Raw genomic sequence first — 18,813 nt, 5'->3', positions numbered from 1 at the left:
GAAGGAAGCATATGAACAATCAAACTTATGTGAACTGGAGCGGGCATTATCTTAAACTGACTTGGCTACCGAAGAAAAAGATTAAAAATTACAGCAAAGTTACAAGTGTACATGGGGTTTGTTTTTATAATGGGTATGTTTTGTTAGTACATGTAGCCGAGAGAGGATTTAACTTTCCTGGAGGTCATATAGAAAAAGGAGAAACACCTGAAGAAGCATTGCATAGAGAAGCATTTGAAGAAGGCTATGTAAAGGGTCATATCAACTATATAGGAGCAATTGAAGTCAGTCACGAAGAAAATCCTTTATTCAATGCTGATAGTAAGTACCCTTTAATCGGATATCAAATGTTTTATCGCATGGAAATCCAAGAGTGCCTCCCATTTCTTCGTGAGCATGAAACGATTTCGCGCATTTGGGTTGAGCCAGAAGAAGTACCTTTTGTAATCAATGACCACGAGTTTGCACAATTAGTATTACAAGCAGCTTTATGTAGCAAGCCTTCTTATCTGTAAGTTGTATTAGACCATAGCTTCATATATATGCCACTTTCTATATTAAAATAGGAGGCAGGTTCATGAGATATTTAATAGGCTTTCTACACTAGTAGAAGCAGTAAAAATGCGACTTACTCAAAATCGCAAAAGTTTAAATAGTCGAAGGAAGCTTTTATTTTTAAATCTAATTCACAGGCATTTCACTATATAAGCATAACTATCAAAGCATATTAATAGTAGTGTAAAGCTAACTTAGCTTTGCGCCTCCTAGTTTGTGGTTTAGGGTCACTTTGGTTCGAGTGACCCTTATTTCTTCTCTTTTATTATTATCCAATTTCCCCAACTTTTTTTGGAACTGTGCTGATAAATATATAGACATTTTCTAACTTCGGGTTAACTATCTAAGATTTTGCATGATGGAAAATCTTTATGCTGTTTTTCTAATTACTCCCCTGCTTACTTTCCTCAATTAATCCTCGTATTGCGAGATAGATCACCTTCAGTAATAATTTGGAAAACCCCATCTTGTTACATTCGTATATTAATTAAACTGATATAAGTGAGGTGACGAAAATGATTGCTGGATATGTTACTTGTATTGTTCTCGCTATACTAATTATTTTCATGGGTTATCTTATCCATATAAAAAAGAAACTGGGGCTTATTGCGGGTTACCAAGAAGATAGTTTTATTGGTGATAAAGATAAACTAGCTAAGCTATTTGGGATATTCTCTTACATAGTTGGTATTGCAACCTTACTGTTACCTTTTGGACTAGAGTTTTGGGGTAACATTAGCGGTATTATATATGCCGTTTGTATATGCCTAGGTTCAGTAGCCACTTTGGTCTGGAAACAAAAAATTAATAAGTCACTTTAAAAAGAGTCTTTCTTAGGCCCTTTTCATTTCCCTTGATAACTGTAATACATAAAAAATATCCCCTTGAATGTAGACATGGATTATATTGTCTACTTCAAGGGGAACATTTTCACGTACATTATGTCATTCTCAAACGTTTCGCTAGTCATTCTACCACTTTTAATTTATCTTAACGATCCTTTTTCTTTTATCTTTCCGAACAACGAAAAACATATATAGGTTAAATAATAAAATGATGATGACCGTTACTGCTAAACAATATGTATCCGGAATCTTAAATAAGAATAAGTTCAAAGAATTTAATAATCCCGCTATCATCAATAATAACCAAAATTTATTTTTTCTTTTTGATTGATCACCGTTACCTAGATAACTAGCAGAAAGCCAGATAAAGAAAGGTAAGTAACATACAATTGAAAAAGTTAGAATTGCCCATCCAATAACCGGCATAGTATAGACACCTCCTAGAACCTTCCTTATTTTATACGATTGAAATTTGTAATAGTTTCAATTTTATTATTCTATAAAAATGAAATTACGTTTATTAAATGAAGTAGAATAGTCTCTTTCTCTAAATGTCATATGTCTAAGAAATCTCAAAAATTCGAGCCACTTTCACATAGGTGTCCATTTTTTATTTGAGTAATTCCTCATAAATTTTTTTCAAATTTTTAATCCAAACTGAGTAAATTTTAGATGAATAACTCCTCTCCTTTCAACATCTGTGCATATTATAGCTTGTAGAAAGGGGGGATATATTATGGGATACTGGCAAGGTGGAAATGTTGGTAGTGGAAGTTGTGGCTATTATGGTGGTGGCGGCTATGGTTCAACATTCGCTTTAATCGTAGTTCTCTTCATTCTTTTAATTATTGTCGGTGCAACATTCATGCGCTATTAATTAAGTTATAAAATATTTACTTTCTATTCAGATGTTCAATGAAAAAAGTTAATGCTATTTATCATTGTCACATTCACTCATTTTCAAAACCTCTGTTACTAAATATCGCATCCTAAATAGTAGGATAATCACCAGCCTTACACCTACAGTAAAACAAAAGGTCACTTTTGTCCGAGTGACCTTTTAGATTAGATGGTCAACTATCATCAGGCTAAAATATTATTTTAGAAAAGTCTAGGAAATTAAGTTTTTATATGAGGAGGAATAAAGGAATTGCAGTCAGCATCTAGAACTTCAAAAGATGCTCAGAAGTGCTAAGCGCTCTTTTATTATTTACTAAAATAATAAAATAAAACTGCAACAATAAGATTTGGTAAAGCAATGTACAAGGAATTTATAGTAATTTTATTGCGTTCGTCCCTATTTTCAATTGATTCAGTAGCAAAATTTGCCCTCATCCTATCCCCACTAGCCATGGACCCCGAAAAAATCATTGAAATGACAATGAAGATACAGCCAATCGTGCCTGAAACTAAATAAATCTTTTCCATTCCCCACAAAATCATCGATATTAGGACACTGCATAGTGAGAAGAAAACACCAATTAATAAATACCTCAACGCAAATCACCCCTCTCCTTATTTTACGTTTAATTACCAAAATTTGTTTCACTTTTTTCTAGTGCTTAGTTTACTTATCAATTTAATGTATGGTACCACCTGTCTTTGGAAATAGTGACAGTGAAAAATGTGTACTGCTTTTACGTCTTTTGATCATACTACATAAGCCAAAAGGAGTTTTTGAAAAATATGTAACTACTCTTAGAATAGTTTACGAAGACTAAAATCATAAACTATATTCTTCTATAATAAAAATAAGCCTATTCGAGACATGAAAGTCGGGAGTAGGCTTATTCTTTGAAGTTCTTAAATACTTCCTAAATATTCAACAGTTAACTCTTGCTCATTGATATCCTTATCCAAGGAGACCTTATATGCTTTACCATTAGGTTTTGAACTAACGATTTTATGAATTTCTTGATCGATAAAATGAACGGCTACTCCATCTTCAGCGGCAATTCCAGATGAGAGTTTATTCGTTTTAACCAAATCATGATAAGCTGGTCTTCGATTGATTTCTCCATCGTAATGAGGACAATTACTTCCTGGAAGAAACCCTAAACATGTTATCGGCTCTAAATCTCCCCCAAATGAATCTGTTATTCCTTCGTCAAACCAACAAATTGAACCAGCGCTAATGCCTGTTAAAAGGATACCCTCATGCCAAGCAGTCTTAAAAATGCTATCTAATGACCATTCTTTCCATAAAGCTAAAAGGTTTTTAGTATTTCCTCCCCCAACATAAATAATATCCTTTTCCAAAACAAAACTTTCTAAATCACGAGTAGGAGGAGAAAAAAGAGATAAGTGAGACGGAATACATGGTTGTGAGTCAAAGAAAGAATAAAATTTTGAAATATAATTTTCTGAGTCTCCGCTTGCAGTAGGAACAAAGCAGATCTTCGGATTGGCTTTGTTAGACTGCTGCAAAATATATGTATCTAATAACGGATTATGAGGCTCCATAGAAAAGCCCCCTCCTCCTAATGTAATAATTTGTTTCATCTTTTCCCACTTCCTTTTTGAAAATATTGTATTTTGATTATATAACACTCCTGAATATTCAGTAAATTTATATGAAATTAATAGATTCCAAATGTATGCGAAAAATAGATGACTCTACTAAGGAATCCCACCCATTTAAGATCTTTTTCATTTTATTACTGGAGTAGGTATACCATTGATCCAATCCTTAATAAATGGGGATTGATGAGGGTTTAGATTTACTGGTATTTCATTTCTCGATAGAAAGTGCAATTCGCTACTTTCATCATTGATTTGTATAGCACCTTGATAATCACTTGAGTAAAAAATTATTTGAACACTAAATACTTTATCTCCATTTGAATACTCTGCAAAACCATTTTCACCTGAATATAATCCAAACAATGAAACGTTGTTCAGAATAAGATTAGTTTCCTCAAAGACCTCTCTTCTAACTGTTTCTTCAAAAGTTTCTCCGATTTCCAAGATGCCTCCTGGGATTCCCCAAATATCATTGTCGGTCCTTTTTTGTAAAAGAATACGTCCCCTATCATCTTCAATTATTGCTCCACAGCCAATAGTCAATAGCGTTTCATGCCCAATCATCTGTCTCATCGTTTTAATGTAATCATTCATAATTGATACCCCCATTCCTTGTTTATAGACCTCTTAAATGTTCTTTTCATAATTTATTTAAAAAACCAGCCTAGTACATTAAAGGTTGAAATCACCATAAACATCATTATTTTACATTATTTCTTCTAGTAATAAAACAAAGGAGGAATTTCCATTCAAGAAATCTCACGTTGAATAAGTGGGAATCATTAGTTCTTAAAAGATGGGTATATGTGTGAATGGCTAGTTCGTGTTTACGTCCTCTGGTTTTTTTTCTGCATTTTCGCCCACAATGAATAATAATAATAACTCTTTTGATGTTGTTTGCTCGTGGCAAAAAACAACTGCACAACCGATTTCCAAATGTTATATTATTAGGAAGGAGTATGATTGTTTTTGATAATAAAGGTAAAAGAAGAGGAATTTGATCTAAACTGTTCCAATCTAAGTCAAATATGCTTCGAACCGCTAATTAAGATTTATAAGGAAAGAATGTCCGAAGAAACTAATATAGGTGTTAAAGAACGTTTTTATGAGGAACTTACTGAAGGCCAAAGAGCGTTATTTATGTTTAATGTTTATTTTAACCATATTAGTAAATCTCTTATCGAATTTTATTGGTGGAGTGCTTATTTCATGGCACAGTCTAAAAAATGGGCAGCTCTCAAAGCATGTTTTAAGTATTTTAATGATGAACCTTTTCTATTACTCCTTGAGAAAATTGAACAGGCACTAAAACAACATAATCACCCTACTACATTAGAGAATTTTTCAATCACTCGAGATGAATTAAATCAAAACAAAGACCTCCATGCTTCATTTGAATCGTTATATGTACTATTCGAAAATATTAATCCAGTTACTTTAGCAAAAATAAATACTGCGGTCGAAAAGAATTTACAAGATTTTATACAAATTGAAAATTAGATGAAGGAGTATTTTTTATGGCAACTTTAGAAAACTTTATGAACCTTGATATAAGAATCGGCACAGTTATCCAAGCTGAAGAACTTCCGAAAGCAAGGGTTCCTGCCATTAAAATGAAAATTGATTTTGGGGAAGATATTGGAATCAAGCAATCCTCTGCTCAAATTACGAAGCGCTATACACCAGAAGGAATTATTAATAAGCAAGTAGTAGCAATTGTTAATTTCCCTCCCCGTCGTGTAGCAGGCTTTAAATCTGAAGTTTTAGTGATTGGCGGAGTTCCTGTGGAAGGAGATGTAATTCTATTAACTCCTGATCAGTCTGTACCAAACGGAACTAAAATTAGTTAAAGTTAGTTATTTGCGATTGTTGATTTATACTTTTAAATTTTATTTTTTATGAATCTATTTTGCAGGCACAAAACTAACTTAAATTTCTTCTACAACATAAGAGATTTTGATGTAAGGTCTGTTGATGTCAACAAAGACAATGACAACGCAAAGATTTTTTATTTGAAAGATGGTTTTACGATTGTCAGTGAAGAACCAACAGATAATTCAGGTCGCCATTATCCAATACTACATTTAGAAACACAGTAATTAGCAGAGGGCACCGCACCCCTCTACTTTATGCATAAAAAAGGAGATTTAAAATGGAAATGTTTTTTGCACTTATACCTCTTTTCGGTATATTTATGTTTTATATTGTTCCAGCTGCCTTTATCATTTGGTTTTTAATTAAATTCATTAAAATTCAGCAGGAGCAAACTGAAATACTTAAAAGTATATCAGAAAAGTTAAATCGAAATATTTAGATGTGAAAATTGGACTGAAGTCGTTGCCTTCAGTCTTTTTTAGTAGATGTGAACTCCCTCCTACATATCGCTCGACTCCCCTGATTTGCTACCAACAATATCCAAAACATATTATGTACTCTAATATAAGTTTCCAATAAAATGGTATAATTACATAACTATGAAAAGAGGAGTGTACATGAAAAATGAAAAAAACTGTAAATCCCTACTCATAACAATTGGCTGGATTAATGCTTTGTTTGCATTTGTCTTTTTTCAATTGTTTTGTGGTATTATTGCCGTTTGTATGGGTATCGTTTTGAGAAGTGATTATCATGCGAAAAGGCATGGACTTGTTTTAATTATTGTAGGAATCATAACTGGAATTACCGGTTGGATACTAAATTATTTATACTTTTAGGCTAAGAATTATTAAGTGAAAAAAAGCACTAACATGCAGTCCGTCAGTGCCTCTCGTATTACATGATACCTAAACAATTCAGGCAACTTTTAATACAGTTTCTTATTGTATTTACGAAAATGCACATCATTGTATAAAAGTCAAATTTATGTTTTCTCAATTTTCGTTGATTTATCTGAAAAAACTGATTTTAAAACTTTCATAGCAAATGGTAAGGTATTTACATATCTAGAAAAAAACAAAGGAGAATGACTATGAAAAAATTTCTGCATTATTAATTGAAATCAGGTACGCAATCACAAGCCAACAGGTCTGAAAATAAAAGATTTTAAACCTATTTTGATGTAATTGCAATATTTTATTATTAAAACTCTTTGAGAGGGTGGTAAAAGTGATTTCATTTATTAAAAAATTAGTATGTTCGGTATTGATCTTTAGTTCATTATTCTTGTATTTTGAAACAATAGAATCAAACGCAGCAGATAATCTTGAGAATTGCAATACATGTACTGTGCAAAAGGATATAATGAAATCTAAAAATGTCGAAGGTACTGAAAGAGAGAGTTATATTAAAGAAGCGCTTAATGCTACAAGGGTACAAGTTGTTATTGAAACTGCAGAAGAACAAGGTTATTCTTTAGAGGAAAAGAGTATTGAAGTAAAAAGGATTTTTCCTAAAGATCAAGAATCTCAAGTAAATGTAGCTATTATGCTGAGTAAATCTCAAGACAACTATCAAATTGTCCTCTATAACTCTCAAGGCTTAACTAATGTAATTGACGTTAATGACGGAGAATTAAACATGAATTATACTTTACAAGGAGAACCTACTCCTCGAATTTTATGTATTACATGTTCAACAGTTTGTGTTGGATTAATTGGTAATCCACCTGCATTTCTGTCGTGTCTAGCTTTATGTGTTATAGCCTGCGGTGCCTAAAATAATCTCAATATGATATATAACTGAAAGGAGAAATGATTTAATTGAAAAACAAAAAATTTATTAATATTTTATTATCAACATTTCTTCTTTCATGTTTATTAGCATTTATTTATTTACTTTCTGCATCTGGAGCTAGTTGGTGGATTATTATCATTATCATAATACTAATTCTAGTATTTTTTAAATTTCATTTGATATAAAGCATGTGAGATTTAGTGAAGGAAAATTAGGTTTGATTATAGCGTTTATATTGTTAAGTGTAATCTAAGAACACTGATATAACATCAACAAAACGAGGTTTTATACAGTGTTTATTTTGAATCTCTTTAGAAGTATTAGATATTCAAAATTACTTGTCTCTTATTAATTTTCTAAATGACTATTGCAACAAGTTATTTCACATCCTTAAATTAATTTAGAATAAATAATCATCGTCCTTGGAATAGTAGGAACCATGATGCAAAACAGAACAATGAGTACTTGAGTCGAGTCAAGTGTTAAAGGTCTAAACTTAAAATGAAGCATCTTCTATTGCCAGCATCGTGTTCAACAACTGCGTCCATCATAGAGATTCAGGTAAATAATTTCTTTCGCTGCTTAAAATTCGATTAATCATCAACATTTCTTAATTATTCCTCACATTTAGATTATTTCACATGCTTAATTTATAAAATTTCCATAACGACAAAAAAGCGTTAACCCTTTTAGATTAACGCCCCCTTATAGATGAACAAAGTTCCTCAGCCTTTAAACATTGGTTTTCAATCTCTTTTTGTCCTCTTCTAATACTTAATTACGCTTTTGTTTGAAAATCTAGTACGCAATCCCTACACGCGATTTCACATATTCCTTACTCTGAATTTGTTGATATACAAACTCCGCGGTATCTGCTACAGATATTTCTACCCCACCATCCGGTAAAAAGTCTCGTTCCATACGATAAGTACCCGTGTATTGACCATCAGGTAAGTATGTAGGACAGACGATTGTCCAATCAGTGTCGGATTTCTTCAATAAATGATAGACTTTATGATGCTCTTCTGCTGCGAACGTTGATTTTCTTTTTGATTCGCTTGATTGATAACGTAAAACACTCGGCGTCAGACGACTTTGGAGAATACCAGCTGTTCCAACAGTTATAATTCTTTTTACTTGCTCTTTTTCCATTGCATCAAGAATTAGTGACATACTTTCAGTTAAAGTATTTGTGCCATCTGTGTTTAATGCACTAACTACAATATCTACATTCGCCATGACATTTTCGATATCTTGTTTTTCTAAGACATTTCCTTGTACAATATGTAAATTTTCATCATTTATTTTTAGCTTATTTGGGTCACGAACTAAAGCTGTAACGCTATGTTCATCTTGTAACGCTAGAGAAACAATGTGGCTACCAACGCGCCCAGTGGCACCTAACACTAAAATCCTCAAAATGATCACCTCTTTTCTTGATTATAACACTTAGAAGTTTCTAACCATCCTTTTAATGCAAATGTATTTCTTGAACAAAGCATTGTTAATGAACATCAATAAGTCTGATATTCACCATAAACAACTGTAGATCATTATTTTCCGCAATACTGTTGACGATATTTTGGATTTCGCTTTCTGTACTCTTATCAAATTTATCTAAATTGTGTAATTGTATAGTGATTACTTGATTGTTTGGAGAATCAATTAAATAGCCTATTGTACTATCTGGATAATAGCCTGCTGCTCGTAACGCTACTAAAATTTTTTTTGTAAAATTTGTATTTTGTAATTTTTCACCAATTTCATCAGCATAATTTATTTCGGGATTCTTTTGAATGGGTCTTTCAGATGAAGGCTGATTATACTTCATCAAGGCTGCAGTTATTACTATCAAGGAAAATAAAATAAATAGGCCTTTAATTAACCCTCTCATGTATTCTCTCCAATTCATCTTTTTAATAGAATACGCTTATCTCATAAAAAAAATTCTGTTCAAAAACTAATGAAAATCCAATTTCAACAGTGGATCAAAAAAGCTTATTTGTCGATTCACTCTACGAAGCATGAATTATTTATAAATAGTCCTCTTATAATTTTTGCCAGGCTAACATTTAAATAGCCTGGCAAAATTGGTATAAGGTAAAGACAAAATTCACCTTAGTCGTTTATTTATTTACGATGACTTTCACAACAGGTTCTAATTTTCCTACATATGCATCTCCAAGATAATCAACATCTATTACTATGGCTTGTGGCACGAAAAGTTGAATGCTTTCTATAAGACGTGCGGTATTTCGTCTTTTGACAAGCTGGAAAGGTGGAAGAGTGTCTAGTCTAAAACCAAAATCTCTGTATAAAGGGCAAGATATTACGAAAGTAGATAATATATAAGCTACATTTTGTAATATTTCATCAACACCTGTAGCATTACAATCAATATTGCTTGTGGCGGTCACTTGATGTGTCATCCTATCAACCTTTCTTCTACGATACACGGAACGATGTAAGTAAACTTTCTTATTATGAGCTTTTCATCGAAAAAAGAGCACTTTGTTATTTATGCTACATGCTCAAAATTTATGAATGAAGCACACATTCACTATTGTATGTATACGTTGCAATGTATCACTAAACAATTGCACAGTATCAAGTTCCATTTCCGCTTCTTTGATAAGATCCCACATGCTAGTCATTTTTTATCTTATTATTGCGTAATAAATTACATACAACCAACTTAAACAACCATGTATGATTGCCCAAATGATCGAATGATTGACACTCCAAGAAATAGTAATGGCCAATACCGACCCAAAACTAATACCGCTTTTAATAACTGTTTTGTTTTCCATTTTCTTCACCTTCTTTACTCTTTTAATGTCGGAAGTATGCCTCCTCATCTTCATTCCTCCAAATCATGTCATCAATGGCTATATGACTGTCACATCTATCTTAAATATGCTATCTTTGCCTCTTTTATTCCTTATAGATTAATGGTTTTTCTGCTAATAAAAATCGCAATGAACACGCCACTCATTTAGCTCTGGATTAAAAAAGAAATAGAAATTTCCATTATCGACGAATATAATCAATTATGCCTCGGCATAATTGCGTCCGGAATCGGCTTTGTGCTTGCACAAAGAATTCCTTTCCGATTCAGTGACATCCGCCGGAGGCTTTAAGTTCTTTCAGCGGATGTTTGGACCCCCGCTGAAAGAACTTAAAATACGCCTTCTCGTCTGAGGCAATCTGTAAAACAAAGGGGAAGTCCTCACCATAATCATGACCACTTTGGCAATAAGCTGGATAACCGCCTAGTTTATGAACGGCGTATATTTCCTCTACGATATCATCGAAGTACTCAATATCCTCCTCGTGCTCTAGCCTCAAAATTTCATCCTCTACATCAGATGGGATCCCTCCCCCATCCCATGTCGGAAAATCATTGTCAATAAGTTTTGGAATAAGCGGGAAAGCACGGATATGGTCATGCTGCCAATTTTGCTGGATTAATCCTTCTATAGATGTATATGCTCTAATTTCAAAAAAACAGCTAAGATCATCTTCTATGAGGTGATCAAATATTTCTTCATTGATAAATAACGTTAGTAGCTCAAAATGCTGTATTGATGTGGGTACAAAAGGAAGATCTTTGAAAAATAATGTAACTAGTGGCTGAAACCCTTGTGGCCTCTGTTCTCCAGGTAATGACCATCCTACATAGCCAATCCAGCTTTCTAGCAGATCATGTGAAGGTCTAACCCCACCAGTTTCAAAAATCGTTGCTTGTCTCACTAATTGCACTTTTATATCATCAATTTTCATCCGCTGATCCCTCACTGCGACAAATACAATCTACGATATGATCATTAACCATCCCCGTTGCCTGCATAAATGAATAGCAAATAGTACTACCAACAAATTTAAAACCGTCTTTTTTCAATTGCTTGCTCATTCGTTCACTTATCTCTGTTGTAGCAGGTATATCTGCTATGGACGACCATTCATTGATGATCGGCTGATGATCCACAAAGCCCCAAATATACTCAGAGAAGGAGCCATATTTCTCTTGTATTCGTAGAAAAGCTTGAGCATTCGTCACAACACTAGCAATCTTAAGCTTATTACGAACGATGCGAGAATCCTGTCTCAGCTCCTCTAGCTTGTCATCCGTATAGAGTATGATTTTCGAAGCATCGAATTGGTCGAATGCTGCCCGGTAGCCCTCTCTTTTTTGTAGAATTGTCCACCAGCTAAGTCCAGCTTGTGCCCCTTCTAGACAGAGCATCTCAAATAAATGCTGATCATCATAGACAGGAATACCCCATTCCTTGTCATGATACTCAACATATAAAGGCTCATCTAGTTTTACCCAATCACATCTTTTCATTTATATATCCTCCATTTTCTATGTATCATTTAACGCCTGTTATACAAAGCCATCCTTTTTGAGTATTTTCCCTTATAGTAACGGTTTGAAACCCAACGCTTTCAAACAACTGCTTGATTTCAGGTTTTGTTTTATAGGTTTTCATATGATAATTAATTTTATAGAGCTCCGAAATTATGATAAACTTTCCATCATCCTTCAACACTCTAAATACTTCCTTCACATCATTTGCTAAGTCTGGCCAAAAATAATGTGTTTGGAACGCTGTAATCTTATCGAAAAACTTATCTGAGTACGGAATGCTCGAAACACTTGCTTGCGTCACGATCACTTTTCCATTTGCTACATCCATTTGATTTGTTTTTATGGAGTCTTTGACAGATTGCTCAGAAAAGTCTATACCATAGATTTTACCACTTCGATTAATTTTCGATAAGGATTGAAGTGTTTTTCCACCCCCACATCCAATATCTAACACAATATCACCAGCATTTATTACTTCTTGTTTAATTAGCCAGGTATTCATACCACTATGTGCCTTGTTCATAATTCGTAACATCAATGACCCGACGAATCCTCTTGGTTTCTTAGCTTGCTCAATTAATCGTTGTAAAAGCGTCATTTCAATTTTCCCCCTTGTCATTTTCACTTTCAAAAATCTGCTGCGAACTAAGGATTATGATGTCTTGTGTAGCTAACTTTGTTAAGGCAACTTCCTTGCTTTTATCTGTAGCACCTGCGACTGCATCCTTCACAATAGTTACAGAAAAATTTCTAGCTAGAGCCCCTGCCACAGTTCCAGTGACACAGCCTTCAATAAATATCCCTGATACTATTAATTCGTTTATGCCATGCTTGTTTAAATACGTTATTAAGCTCGGATTACTAAATGCATCCGCTTTCTTTTTTGAAAAATACGCACCCTTGGCTCTTATTAGTTGTTCATCCAATTCAGCACCTTTACTGCCTTTTAACGCAGTGAATTTTCGTAAAAGGTTCGAAAGTAATTGCGTTCGCTCAAATTCATTCCTAATATAGAGGATAGGGACATTTGACTTTTCAGCGCTTTTTATCAGGTCATTAATGCCATTTAAAGTTGGCTCGATTTGATGCTCGGCGATAGGCATTCGTGCATGATTACTAAGATAATCATTTTGAATATCAAGTACCATTAACGCTTGCTTCATAATATTAACCTCCCAGTATTTTTTTCTGATATTTTTTACGTTCTTAGAAATAAAAAGTTTCAATTTTTTCCATTTTATTAAAAGGAGACTCGATATGATTAAACAAGCCGTCATAGAAGATTCAAACAGCAGTGTTATTAGCACTACAACTTTGGCCAAATCATACGTTAGAAGAATTTAGCGAAGAGATGGCGCAACTTATTAATGCTGAAAACGCTGCGATTTTTCTTGCCTATAAGGATGATAAAGCAATCGGTTTTGCACAATGTCAACTTCGAACAGATTATGTTGAAGGTACCCACTCAAGCCCAGTCGGTTATTTAGAAGGTCTCTTCGTAAAAGAACCATATCGACAGAAAGGCTTTGCAAAGCAACTTGTCGAGAATTGTGAGCAGTGGGCTAAACGTAAGGGATGTCGTGAATTTGCGAGTGATTGTGAATTACAAAATCTCGAAAGTCTAGCCGTCCATCTTAAACTAGGTTTCACAGAGGCTAACCGTATAATTTGTTTTACGAAGGAATTATAAAAATAAGGTCAATCCCCTATGGAATGACCTTATTAAAATGTTAATATTTATCCGTTATAACTCCGATTGAAGACGCTTTAATAAAGTCAAGATTTTGCAAGTTTGCGAGTGTCTTCTTATTACCAGTTACGACAGCCCCATAAATAACTAGATCATTAACTGACAACCCATCAGCACCTCCAATTTCTTTTTCCAACCGTTTATATTCATCTTGTAAACTTGATTTCTGTCTAGTACCACTACTTATTGCACGCACAAATTGCTCTGCTGGATTCTCTGCTACATCACCGTTTGCGTTTAAAAGTGAAAAACCATATACATCTTGTTCTGAACGAAACACATTGTAACTATTTACAACTTCTCTATTTTCTTCTATCTTACCAGTGTGATCGTCTGCTTCATTCACATCTTTAACCCAAAGCCAAGTAGTATTCACATCTTTTGGCAGCTTCGCAAGTGCTTCCTGCATTGAATAGCCCTTATCAAAAGATAAAGCAACCTCCATTATTTTATGATCATCCATTTCAGGTAACAACGCTAAATCATTACGCATCTTTTGATAATTTATAAATGGATAAAAAAACAACATTTCTCGCTGTCCAAACTCATTATAACGTTGAGAATTTAAATCTTCTTCTCTGTTACTTCCAATTGAAAGAACAGAAACAGCACCATCATATAACACCTCGTCTCGTAAAAAACCGTAGCCCAGTGCGTCATCTCCAGTAAGAACTACCTTTCCTTCAATGTATTTGATTGTTTTATAATGCATTTCACCGCCTAAAATGCCAGGATAATTCCTAATTGATCCAATAAATTCATTTGCACCTTTCACTTGATGTAAAGTATAGAAGGAATTCTGTGCTTGGCTTTGCAAAAATCTAGTAATAGCATCATTAGCTAATTTCCCAACAGACAAAGTCACAATTAAGACGCAAAATGTGATAAAGATCGTTTTCCAAGTTGCGCAACGTTGTGCTTTTTTCATTGTTTTTGTCATCTTTTCTGTATTAAAAAGATTGTCCATCTTCTAACGCCTCCCACTGTTTTTTAAATGCTTTTCGCGCTCGCTGTAAATAAGTTTTTACATGTGACTCACTCACCGCGAGAATCGCAGCGATTTCTTTATAGGACAATTCCATATCGTATTTCATTAAAAGTAATTGCTGGAATGACGGCTGTAGCCCCTGCAAGGCTTCATTAATCTTTGCATTTTGCTCTTTTTGTAAATAATGTTGCTCTACATCATCTAATGCAATTTTTAATTTTTCGATTTCATTATCACCTATTAATGTTGCGCGCTTTTGCTTGTTATACAACGTATAGTAACGATTAAGGGCGACCTTGAATAACCAAGCTCGTAAATTATCATGTCGAATTGTAGACAAACATTCGATTGTTTTAATAATTGCTTCTTGTATAACGTCCTCGGCATCTTCTTTTGTAGCCCCTATTTTCATCAAATATTTGAAAACGACTTCTGCATGCGCAAGCAATAGACGCTCCCACTCTTTATTCATACATCACCAACTTTTGGATATCCATTTCGTAGTTAACTCATCTATATAACCAATTAAACCCTAAAATGTATACAGTTAATTGCAAAAAAAGAAAAAAATCACAAGTGCTTTTCTTTACACACTTGTGATTTATATTTTTTTCGATATAGATCTATAATAAATATGAATACAAACTTTAAAAGTCCATTTATTTTGGAACTAAAAAAGATATGTAATAAGTCAAAAGGTAAAATTTTTTATACTTCAACATTTTTTAATTTAAATATGTATTGTTTGAAATGCTTCTTTCGCGCTCGTCAATAATTAAGTGGATAATAAATGCAAGTTGTTGCTCAATTCGCACATTGTTAAGATGCAGGATGTCCGCAATTACATTTTTTTGTTTCTCTGCTAATTCTACCTTCTCAAGCATTAACATAATTTCTTCCTTCGAAAGCCCAAACATACTTTTTTCACCTCCGCTTCACCTATTTATTATTTCACAATCATTATTCGCGTTTTTTAAACGACTAACTAATACAACCGTTCCATGAACTATTGTTACTGAATATAGATAAAACATGTAACTTAATCAATCCAAAATCTACTTTATTTTAATAAAATGTTAACCTCTATAAAATATTATTATTATTTAATAATAATTTTTTATGAAGTTACTGTAAGGATATTTGCATTCATTAATTCTATTATATGAATAACAAGTGCTTTTGTCGAATTTTAGTATTCCTCATCACAGCTTATAAATCACAATTAGAAACCGTTTTCATAAAATTATAATGAGCAATGACAGAACGTAAATTTACTCACTTTTTTAATATGTATTCATCTTTATTATACATTTTCCTCGTTAATACAGTGCTTTTATTTAATAAAAAAAGTAATTTCAAAATAATTGAAACTACTTATCTTACTATTTTATTCGGTTAACTACACTGTTTTGTTAATATTATTCTTCGCGAGAGGTATGTTAAATTTTTGTAAATTTTCAACTGATATTTGTATTTTTTCATCTAATTTTTGAATATTGGCTGCTTCTACTTTATTTAATACATCATGCTTTGTCTTGTCGCTAGTACCGACTGATAAATAAACTATTCTCGACGATGCATCACTCTTCCACTTTGTCTTGTTTGTATACCCCTCGATGAATAATTGACTTTCCCCCTGTACAATAGCAGGTATCTTTACAGCAGTAACATCTGTGTGTACCATTTCAAGTAAAGATTGATTGGACATCGCTAAAAATGGCCGATCAGCTTTATCAATCGTGCAATACTCAATACGCCCCATTGACTTATCAGACCAAACTATTGCATATGGACCTTCATAACAGTTGTTAAATTCACTATTCGCCACTTCAAAAATTGCATCTATACAAGTAATCGCATTCCCGCTAATATGTTCAAAAGTACAATTATTAGTAAATAGTCGAGCATTATTTATATAAATGTGATGACTTTTGAGCTCTCGAATTGTTATGTTCTGAAGCGTAATCTTGGCGTGATCATTGCCATAAATACCACCTGCTTGCCCAAATTGAATCATGCACTGATTGAGATTTAGACCGCTCGAATCGACAATAAAGTGAAACTGCGGGTGTTCTTGGAGATCACATTCTGTCATCGATACATCGGCTTCATTAACAATCGTAACTCCTGTTGCCTCTCCCTTTTCAATCCTACATGTACGAAACTCCGCTTTACTATTATCAATTAAAAACTGTGACTTCACATGTCGAAGAATTTTACAATCGTATAATTTCGCCTTAGATTTCTCTCCAATATAAATGCCGTTCCCTACTCCATCAGAAAAGATAGAATCCGTCACCAACAACTCACTTTGATGAACAACCAGCTGTGTGTCTTGATGGTGCTTGATTTCACAGCCATCTATCGTTAGTTTCGAGCTATCGAAAACTTGCATCCCTACACCGTGCCCTTGATGAATAAGTGTATTGGTCATTGAAATTGAACTGGAGGCTGCTACAATTTGTGCCTTTTGATGTCCATGAATTTCGCAATCGACAATCTCCATTTTTACATCCCGTATTGCATAAATGCCATTCGTGTGCCCTTCCAACAGCATGCAATTTGTCAATGCTATTTCACTATTTTGCACAATGATTTGAGCCTTAACATGTTGCTGGATAGTCGTATCCACAAGAATAACGCTCGAACCATTATCAATACGTATGCCAAAATGATTGACAGGACTCGCTAAAATATCAACATTTTTCATCATTAGACTTCCGAAGCTAACGGTCACTTGTGCTTGCACAATTTGCTGCTCAATTACACAGTTTTCTAGCTGTAAATCTCCCTTTACATACATACCCTGACCTTGAGTAAAACGCAAATTTCGCATATTCACAAGTGTCTGATAGCGAATAAAAACGCCACCTTTAATGGTCACATTCCCCACTCCATAAAGTGTCAGCCTTTTGGAAATTTCGAAGCTTTCTTCATATATCCCATCCCGGATTTCAATAAAATCCCCCGGCTCTGCCTCTTGAATCGCCTGCCCAATACTTTGGTATCGGTGCATAATATTTCTCTTTACAACAAGTGTCGCCATCTCCACACTCCTTATCGAAGCTTTTTCATGAATCCAATTATCAATTTATTTTATTTATATACCCATTGAACTTCCTATTATTCAATTTTGTACAAATAATTTATAATCAATACTGTATAGGCGACAAATACTTAGAAAATAAAGGTTTTGTTTGCTCCTCTTTAATGGGCAACACGCTAGTTAAAAAGCAACTTAACTACAAGGACAAACTCCCCGATACTCGAATAACATCCCACTATTTTAATCATTAAGAATCTAATAGCGAAGGAAACCCAGCCCGAGACCATAGCCATAAAGGCGTATGAACATCAATTGGTGCTATCCCTGTTCCATCAAGCGCTTTCTCCCAAGCATTAGCTACTACTTTTCTATCAGTAGCACTACCAGTTAATACATCTTCAGGACATAATCCTAATTTAACAGTAGCCTGCAAAACATGGGTATCTGGTGCTATTGAGATAAGTTCGCGAGACTCCCATTGGATATCTGTGTAGCTCTCTAAAGCATAAAGCCAATAATTAAAGATTTTTGGTCCAGATAAATAAGGAAATTCAGATTTTCGAGTATTCTGCATTAATTCTTTCAAAGTATAAACATCATATCGAACAGCTTCAAGAAGGCCTTGTACATTTCCTTTAGTGGAAAAATTAACAATACCTTTTGCTACACGTTGCCAAATTTCTGGATGTCTATTAGGTTGCAATCCTACACGATGCAAAAGTAATGCCTCTCGTAAGACATTTAAATCGCTATTTACCACAATTTTCGGATTAAATATCCACTTTGTTTCTTCATCTTGATATGCTTTTACAACTGATTCCCATAAAGTAAAAGAATTCCTTTGATAATTTAAAGCCATAGCTAATGTTAATACATCTAGTAAATCCTCTTTTGGTACAATGCCAATTAATACGTCTTCAGGCATTGTTTCTCCTCCAAGCTGTCCTTCTGAGTGCATTTTTATCAATGTTTTTACATTCGTTAAAAATTTGTCTATTGTCATTAAATATCCTCCAAAATTTATATTCAAAAATATATAAATTCTTCAACTAGCCTGCTTCG

The 18,813-nt window shown here is 33.7% G+C and carries 26 protein-coding genes; 9 read left to right on the top strand and 17 right to left on the bottom strand.

Features of this window, described 5'->3' with window-relative positions; translation table 11 throughout:
- The first annotated feature begins 11 nt into the window (after positions 1–11).
- The gene (locus tag ACQKNC_RS07180) at positions 12–515 is read left to right on the top strand and encodes an NUDIX hydrolase (RefSeq protein ID WP_427424159.1); all 504 of its coding nucleotides are present in this window, start codon (positions 12–14) and stop codon (positions 513–515) included.
- 555 nt (positions 516–1,070) lie between these two features.
- Complete coding sequence (locus ACQKNC_RS07175) at positions 1,071–1,376, top strand: DUF3784 domain-containing protein (protein ID WP_427424158.1); 306 nt, start codon at positions 1,071–1,073, stop codon at positions 1,374–1,376.
- A 159-nt stretch (positions 1,377–1,535) separates the two neighbouring features.
- On the opposite strand, the gene ACQKNC_RS07170 is transcribed toward ACQKNC_RS07175, so the two are convergent.
- Complete coding sequence (locus tag ACQKNC_RS07170) at positions 1,536–1,826, bottom strand: hypothetical protein (protein WP_427424157.1); 291 nt, start codon at positions 1,824–1,826, stop codon at positions 1,536–1,538.
- 310 nt (positions 1,827–2,136) lie between these two features.
- On the opposite strand from ACQKNC_RS07170, the gene ACQKNC_RS07165 reads away from it, so the two are divergent.
- On the top strand, positions 2,137–2,277 hold the full coding sequence (locus ACQKNC_RS07165; RefSeq protein WP_427424156.1) for a YjcZ family sporulation protein: 141 nt from the start codon (positions 2,137–2,139) through the stop codon (positions 2,275–2,277).
- Positions 2,278–2,606: 329 nt separating this feature from the next.
- Here ACQKNC_RS07165 and ACQKNC_RS07160 read toward each other — a convergent pair whose 3' ends face one another.
- The 3 genes from ACQKNC_RS07160 to ACQKNC_RS07150 form a co-directional block, all read right to left on the bottom strand.
- Entirely contained in the window at positions 2,607–2,897 is a 291-nt protein-coding gene (locus ACQKNC_RS07160) for a DUF5316 domain-containing protein (protein WP_427424155.1), read from the bottom strand.
- Positions 2,898–3,203: 306 nt separating this feature from the next.
- Positions 3,204–3,902 (bottom strand): Type 1 glutamine amidotransferase-like domain-containing protein, encoded by a 699-nt coding sequence (locus ACQKNC_RS07155; RefSeq protein WP_427424154.1) that lies wholly within the window; start codon positions 3,900–3,902, stop codon positions 3,204–3,206.
- Between the two features lie 147 nt (positions 3,903–4,049).
- The gene (locus ACQKNC_RS07150; RefSeq protein ID WP_427424153.1) at positions 4,050–4,517 is read right to left on the bottom strand and encodes an NUDIX hydrolase; all 468 of its coding nucleotides are present in this window, start codon (positions 4,515–4,517) and stop codon (positions 4,050–4,052) included.
- 375 nt (positions 4,518–4,892) lie between these two features.
- On the opposite strand from ACQKNC_RS07150, the gene ACQKNC_RS07145 reads away from it, so the two are divergent.
- From ACQKNC_RS07145 to ACQKNC_RS07125, 5 genes are all read left to right on the top strand, one after another.
- Entirely contained in the window at positions 4,893–5,423 is a 531-nt protein-coding gene (locus tag ACQKNC_RS07145; protein WP_427424152.1) for a hypothetical protein, read from the top strand.
- Positions 5,424–5,440: 17 nt separating this feature from the next.
- A complete protein-coding gene (gene csaA, locus ACQKNC_RS07140; protein ID WP_427424151.1) occupies positions 5,441–5,773 on the top strand; it encodes a chaperone CsaA in 333 nt (110 codons plus the stop codon).
- Between the two features lie 302 nt (positions 5,774–6,075).
- On the top strand, positions 6,076–6,237 hold the full coding sequence (locus tag ACQKNC_RS07135) for a hypothetical protein (protein ID WP_427424150.1): 162 nt from the start codon (positions 6,076–6,078) through the stop codon (positions 6,235–6,237).
- A gap of 178 nt (positions 6,238–6,415) precedes the next feature.
- Positions 6,416–6,637, top strand: a complete 222-nt coding sequence (locus tag ACQKNC_RS07130) for a hypothetical protein (RefSeq protein ID WP_427424149.1) — start codon at positions 6,416–6,418, stop codon at positions 6,635–6,637.
- A 391-nt stretch (positions 6,638–7,028) separates the two neighbouring features.
- Entirely contained in the window at positions 7,029–7,577 is a 549-nt protein-coding gene (locus ACQKNC_RS07125; protein WP_427424148.1) for a hypothetical protein, read from the top strand.
- Between the two features lie 816 nt (positions 7,578–8,393).
- Here ACQKNC_RS07125 and ACQKNC_RS07120 read toward each other — a convergent pair.
- The 8 genes from ACQKNC_RS07120 to ACQKNC_RS07085 form a co-directional block, all read right to left on the bottom strand.
- Positions 8,394–9,014: an NAD(P)-dependent oxidoreductase gene (locus ACQKNC_RS07120; protein WP_427424147.1), complete on the bottom strand. Its 621-nt coding sequence runs from the start codon at positions 9,012–9,014 to the stop codon at positions 8,394–8,396.
- A gap of 85 nt (positions 9,015–9,099) precedes the next feature.
- Positions 9,100–9,489, bottom strand: coding sequence for a hypothetical protein (locus ACQKNC_RS07115; RefSeq protein WP_427424146.1), 390 nt, complete (start codon positions 9,487–9,489; stop codon positions 9,100–9,102).
- A gap of 232 nt (positions 9,490–9,721) precedes the next feature.
- The gene (locus ACQKNC_RS07110) at positions 9,722–10,024 is read right to left on the bottom strand and encodes a hypothetical protein (protein WP_427424145.1); all 303 of its coding nucleotides are present in this window, start codon (positions 10,022–10,024) and stop codon (positions 9,722–9,724) included.
- 228 nt (positions 10,025–10,252) lie between these two features.
- A complete protein-coding gene (locus ACQKNC_RS07105) occupies positions 10,253–10,453 on the bottom strand; it encodes a hypothetical protein (RefSeq protein WP_427424144.1) in 201 nt (66 codons plus the stop codon).
- A 256-nt stretch (positions 10,454–10,709) separates the two neighbouring features.
- Positions 10,710–11,378: a DUF1963 domain-containing protein gene (locus tag ACQKNC_RS07100; RefSeq protein WP_427424143.1), complete on the bottom strand. Its 669-nt coding sequence runs from the start codon at positions 11,376–11,378 to the stop codon at positions 10,710–10,712.
- The gene (locus ACQKNC_RS07095; RefSeq protein WP_427424142.1) at positions 11,368–11,943 is read right to left on the bottom strand and encodes a DNA-3-methyladenine glycosylase I; all 576 of its coding nucleotides are present in this window, start codon (positions 11,941–11,943) and stop codon (positions 11,368–11,370) included. The genes ACQKNC_RS07100 and ACQKNC_RS07095 overlap by 11 nt, the downstream gene beginning before the upstream one ends.
- Before the next feature lie 25 nt (positions 11,944–11,968).
- Positions 11,969–12,565 (bottom strand): class I SAM-dependent methyltransferase, encoded by a 597-nt coding sequence (locus ACQKNC_RS07090; RefSeq protein ID WP_427424141.1) that lies wholly within the window; start codon positions 12,563–12,565, stop codon positions 11,969–11,971.
- Position 12,566: 1 nt separating this feature from the next.
- Positions 12,567–13,130: a cysteine hydrolase family protein gene (locus ACQKNC_RS07085; RefSeq protein WP_427424140.1), complete on the bottom strand. Its 564-nt coding sequence runs from the start codon at positions 13,128–13,130 to the stop codon at positions 12,567–12,569.
- Between the two features lie 131 nt (positions 13,131–13,261).
- Between ACQKNC_RS07085 and aac(6') the strand changes: the two genes are divergently transcribed.
- Positions 13,262–13,657 (top strand): aminoglycoside 6'-N-acetyltransferase, encoded by a 396-nt coding sequence (aac(6'), locus tag ACQKNC_RS07080; RefSeq protein ID WP_427424139.1) that lies wholly within the window; start codon positions 13,262–13,264, stop codon positions 13,655–13,657.
- A gap of 40 nt (positions 13,658–13,697) precedes the next feature.
- Here aac(6') and ACQKNC_RS07075 read toward each other — a convergent pair whose 3' ends face one another.
- The 5 genes from ACQKNC_RS07075 to ACQKNC_RS07055 form a co-directional block, all read right to left on the bottom strand.
- Positions 13,698–14,684, bottom strand: coding sequence for an anti sigma factor C-terminal domain-containing protein (locus ACQKNC_RS07075; protein ID WP_427424138.1), 987 nt, complete (start codon positions 14,682–14,684; stop codon positions 13,698–13,700).
- Entirely contained in the window at positions 14,668–15,177 is a 510-nt protein-coding gene (locus ACQKNC_RS07070; RefSeq protein WP_427424137.1) for an RNA polymerase sigma factor, read from the bottom strand. Before ACQKNC_RS07070 ends, ACQKNC_RS07075 begins: the two co-directional genes overlap by 17 nt.
- Before the next feature lie 253 nt (positions 15,178–15,430).
- A complete protein-coding gene (locus ACQKNC_RS07065) occupies positions 15,431–15,622 on the bottom strand; it encodes a hypothetical protein (protein WP_427424136.1) in 192 nt (63 codons plus the stop codon).
- Between the two features lie 482 nt (positions 15,623–16,104).
- The gene (locus ACQKNC_RS07060) at positions 16,105–17,751 is read right to left on the bottom strand and encodes a right-handed parallel beta-helix repeat-containing protein (RefSeq protein ID WP_427424135.1); all 1,647 of its coding nucleotides are present in this window, start codon (positions 17,749–17,751) and stop codon (positions 16,105–16,107) included.
- 247 nt (positions 17,752–17,998) lie between these two features.
- A complete protein-coding gene (locus ACQKNC_RS07055) occupies positions 17,999–18,754 on the bottom strand; it encodes a hypothetical protein (RefSeq protein WP_427424134.1) in 756 nt (251 codons plus the stop codon).
- Between the last annotated feature and the right edge of the window lie 59 nt (positions 18,755–18,813).

It is taken from the genome of Lysinibacillus sp. NPDC094177 (genome assembly GCF_050279145.1).
In the GTDB taxonomy this organism is placed as follows: Bacteria; Bacillota; Bacilli; order Bacillales_A; family Planococcaceae; genus Lysinibacillus.
This window is presented reverse-complemented; position numbering and strand designations above follow the sequence as displayed.

Coding starts and splice junctions, on each gene's coding strand:
- ACQKNC_RS07180 (WP_427424159.1), top strand. CDS start 12: ATGAACAATCAAACTTATGTGAACTGGAGCGGGCATTATCTTAAACTG.
- ACQKNC_RS07175 (WP_427424158.1), top strand. CDS start 1,071: ATGATTGCTGGATATGTTACTTGTATTGTTCTCGCTATACTAATTATT.
- ACQKNC_RS07170 (WP_427424157.1), bottom strand. CDS start 1,826: ATGCCGGTTATTGGATGGGCAATTCTAACTTTTTCAATTGTATGTTAC.
- ACQKNC_RS07165 (WP_427424156.1), top strand. CDS start 2,137: ATGGGATACTGGCAAGGTGGAAATGTTGGTAGTGGAAGTTGTGGCTAT.
- ACQKNC_RS07155 (WP_427424154.1), bottom strand. CDS start 3,902: ATGAAACAAATTATTACATTAGGAGGAGGGGGCTTTTCTATGGAGCCT.
- ACQKNC_RS07150 (WP_427424153.1), bottom strand. CDS start 4,517: ATGAATGATTACATTAAAACGATGAGACAGATGATTGGGCATGAAACG.
- csaA (WP_427424151.1), top strand. CDS start 5,441: ATGGCAACTTTAGAAAACTTTATGAACCTTGATATAAGAATCGGCACA.
- ACQKNC_RS07135 (WP_427424150.1), top strand. CDS start 6,076: ATGGAAATGTTTTTTGCACTTATACCTCTTTTCGGTATATTTATGTTT.
- ACQKNC_RS07130 (WP_427424149.1), top strand. CDS start 6,416: ATGAAAAATGAAAAAAACTGTAAATCCCTACTCATAACAATTGGCTGG.
- ACQKNC_RS07115 (WP_427424146.1), bottom strand. CDS start 9,489: ATGAGAGGGTTAATTAAAGGCCTATTTATTTTATTTTCCTTGATAGTA.
- ACQKNC_RS07110 (WP_427424145.1), bottom strand. CDS start 10,024: ATGACACATCAAGTGACCGCCACAAGCAATATTGATTGTAATGCTACA.
- ACQKNC_RS07105 (WP_427424144.1), bottom strand. CDS start 10,453: ATGAGGAGGCATACTTCCGACATTAAAAGAGTAAAGAAGGTGAAGAAA.
- ACQKNC_RS07100 (WP_427424143.1), bottom strand. CDS start 11,378: ATGAAAATTGATGATATAAAAGTGCAATTAGTGAGACAAGCAACGATT.
- ACQKNC_RS07095 (WP_427424142.1), bottom strand. CDS start 11,943: ATGAAAAGATGTGATTGGGTAAAACTAGATGAGCCTTTATATGTTGAG.
- ACQKNC_RS07090 (WP_427424141.1), bottom strand. CDS start 12,565: ATGACGCTTTTACAACGATTAATTGAGCAAGCTAAGAAACCAAGAGGA.
- ACQKNC_RS07085 (WP_427424140.1), bottom strand. CDS start 13,130: ATGAAGCAAGCGTTAATGGTACTTGATATTCAAAATGATTATCTTAGT.
- ACQKNC_RS07075 (WP_427424138.1), bottom strand. CDS start 14,684: ATGGACAATCTTTTTAATACAGAAAAGATGACAAAAACAATGAAAAAA.
- ACQKNC_RS07070 (WP_427424137.1), bottom strand. CDS start 15,177: ATGAATAAAGAGTGGGAGCGTCTATTGCTTGCGCATGCAGAAGTCGTT.
- ACQKNC_RS07065 (WP_427424136.1), bottom strand. CDS start 15,622: ATGTTTGGGCTTTCGAAGGAAGAAATTATGTTAATGCTTGAGAAGGTA.
- ACQKNC_RS07060 (WP_427424135.1), bottom strand. CDS start 17,751: ATGGCGACACTTGTTGTAAAGAGAAATATTATGCACCGATACCAAAGT.
- ACQKNC_RS07055 (WP_427424134.1), bottom strand. CDS start 18,754: ATGACAATAGACAAATTTTTAACGAATGTAAAAACATTGATAAAAATG.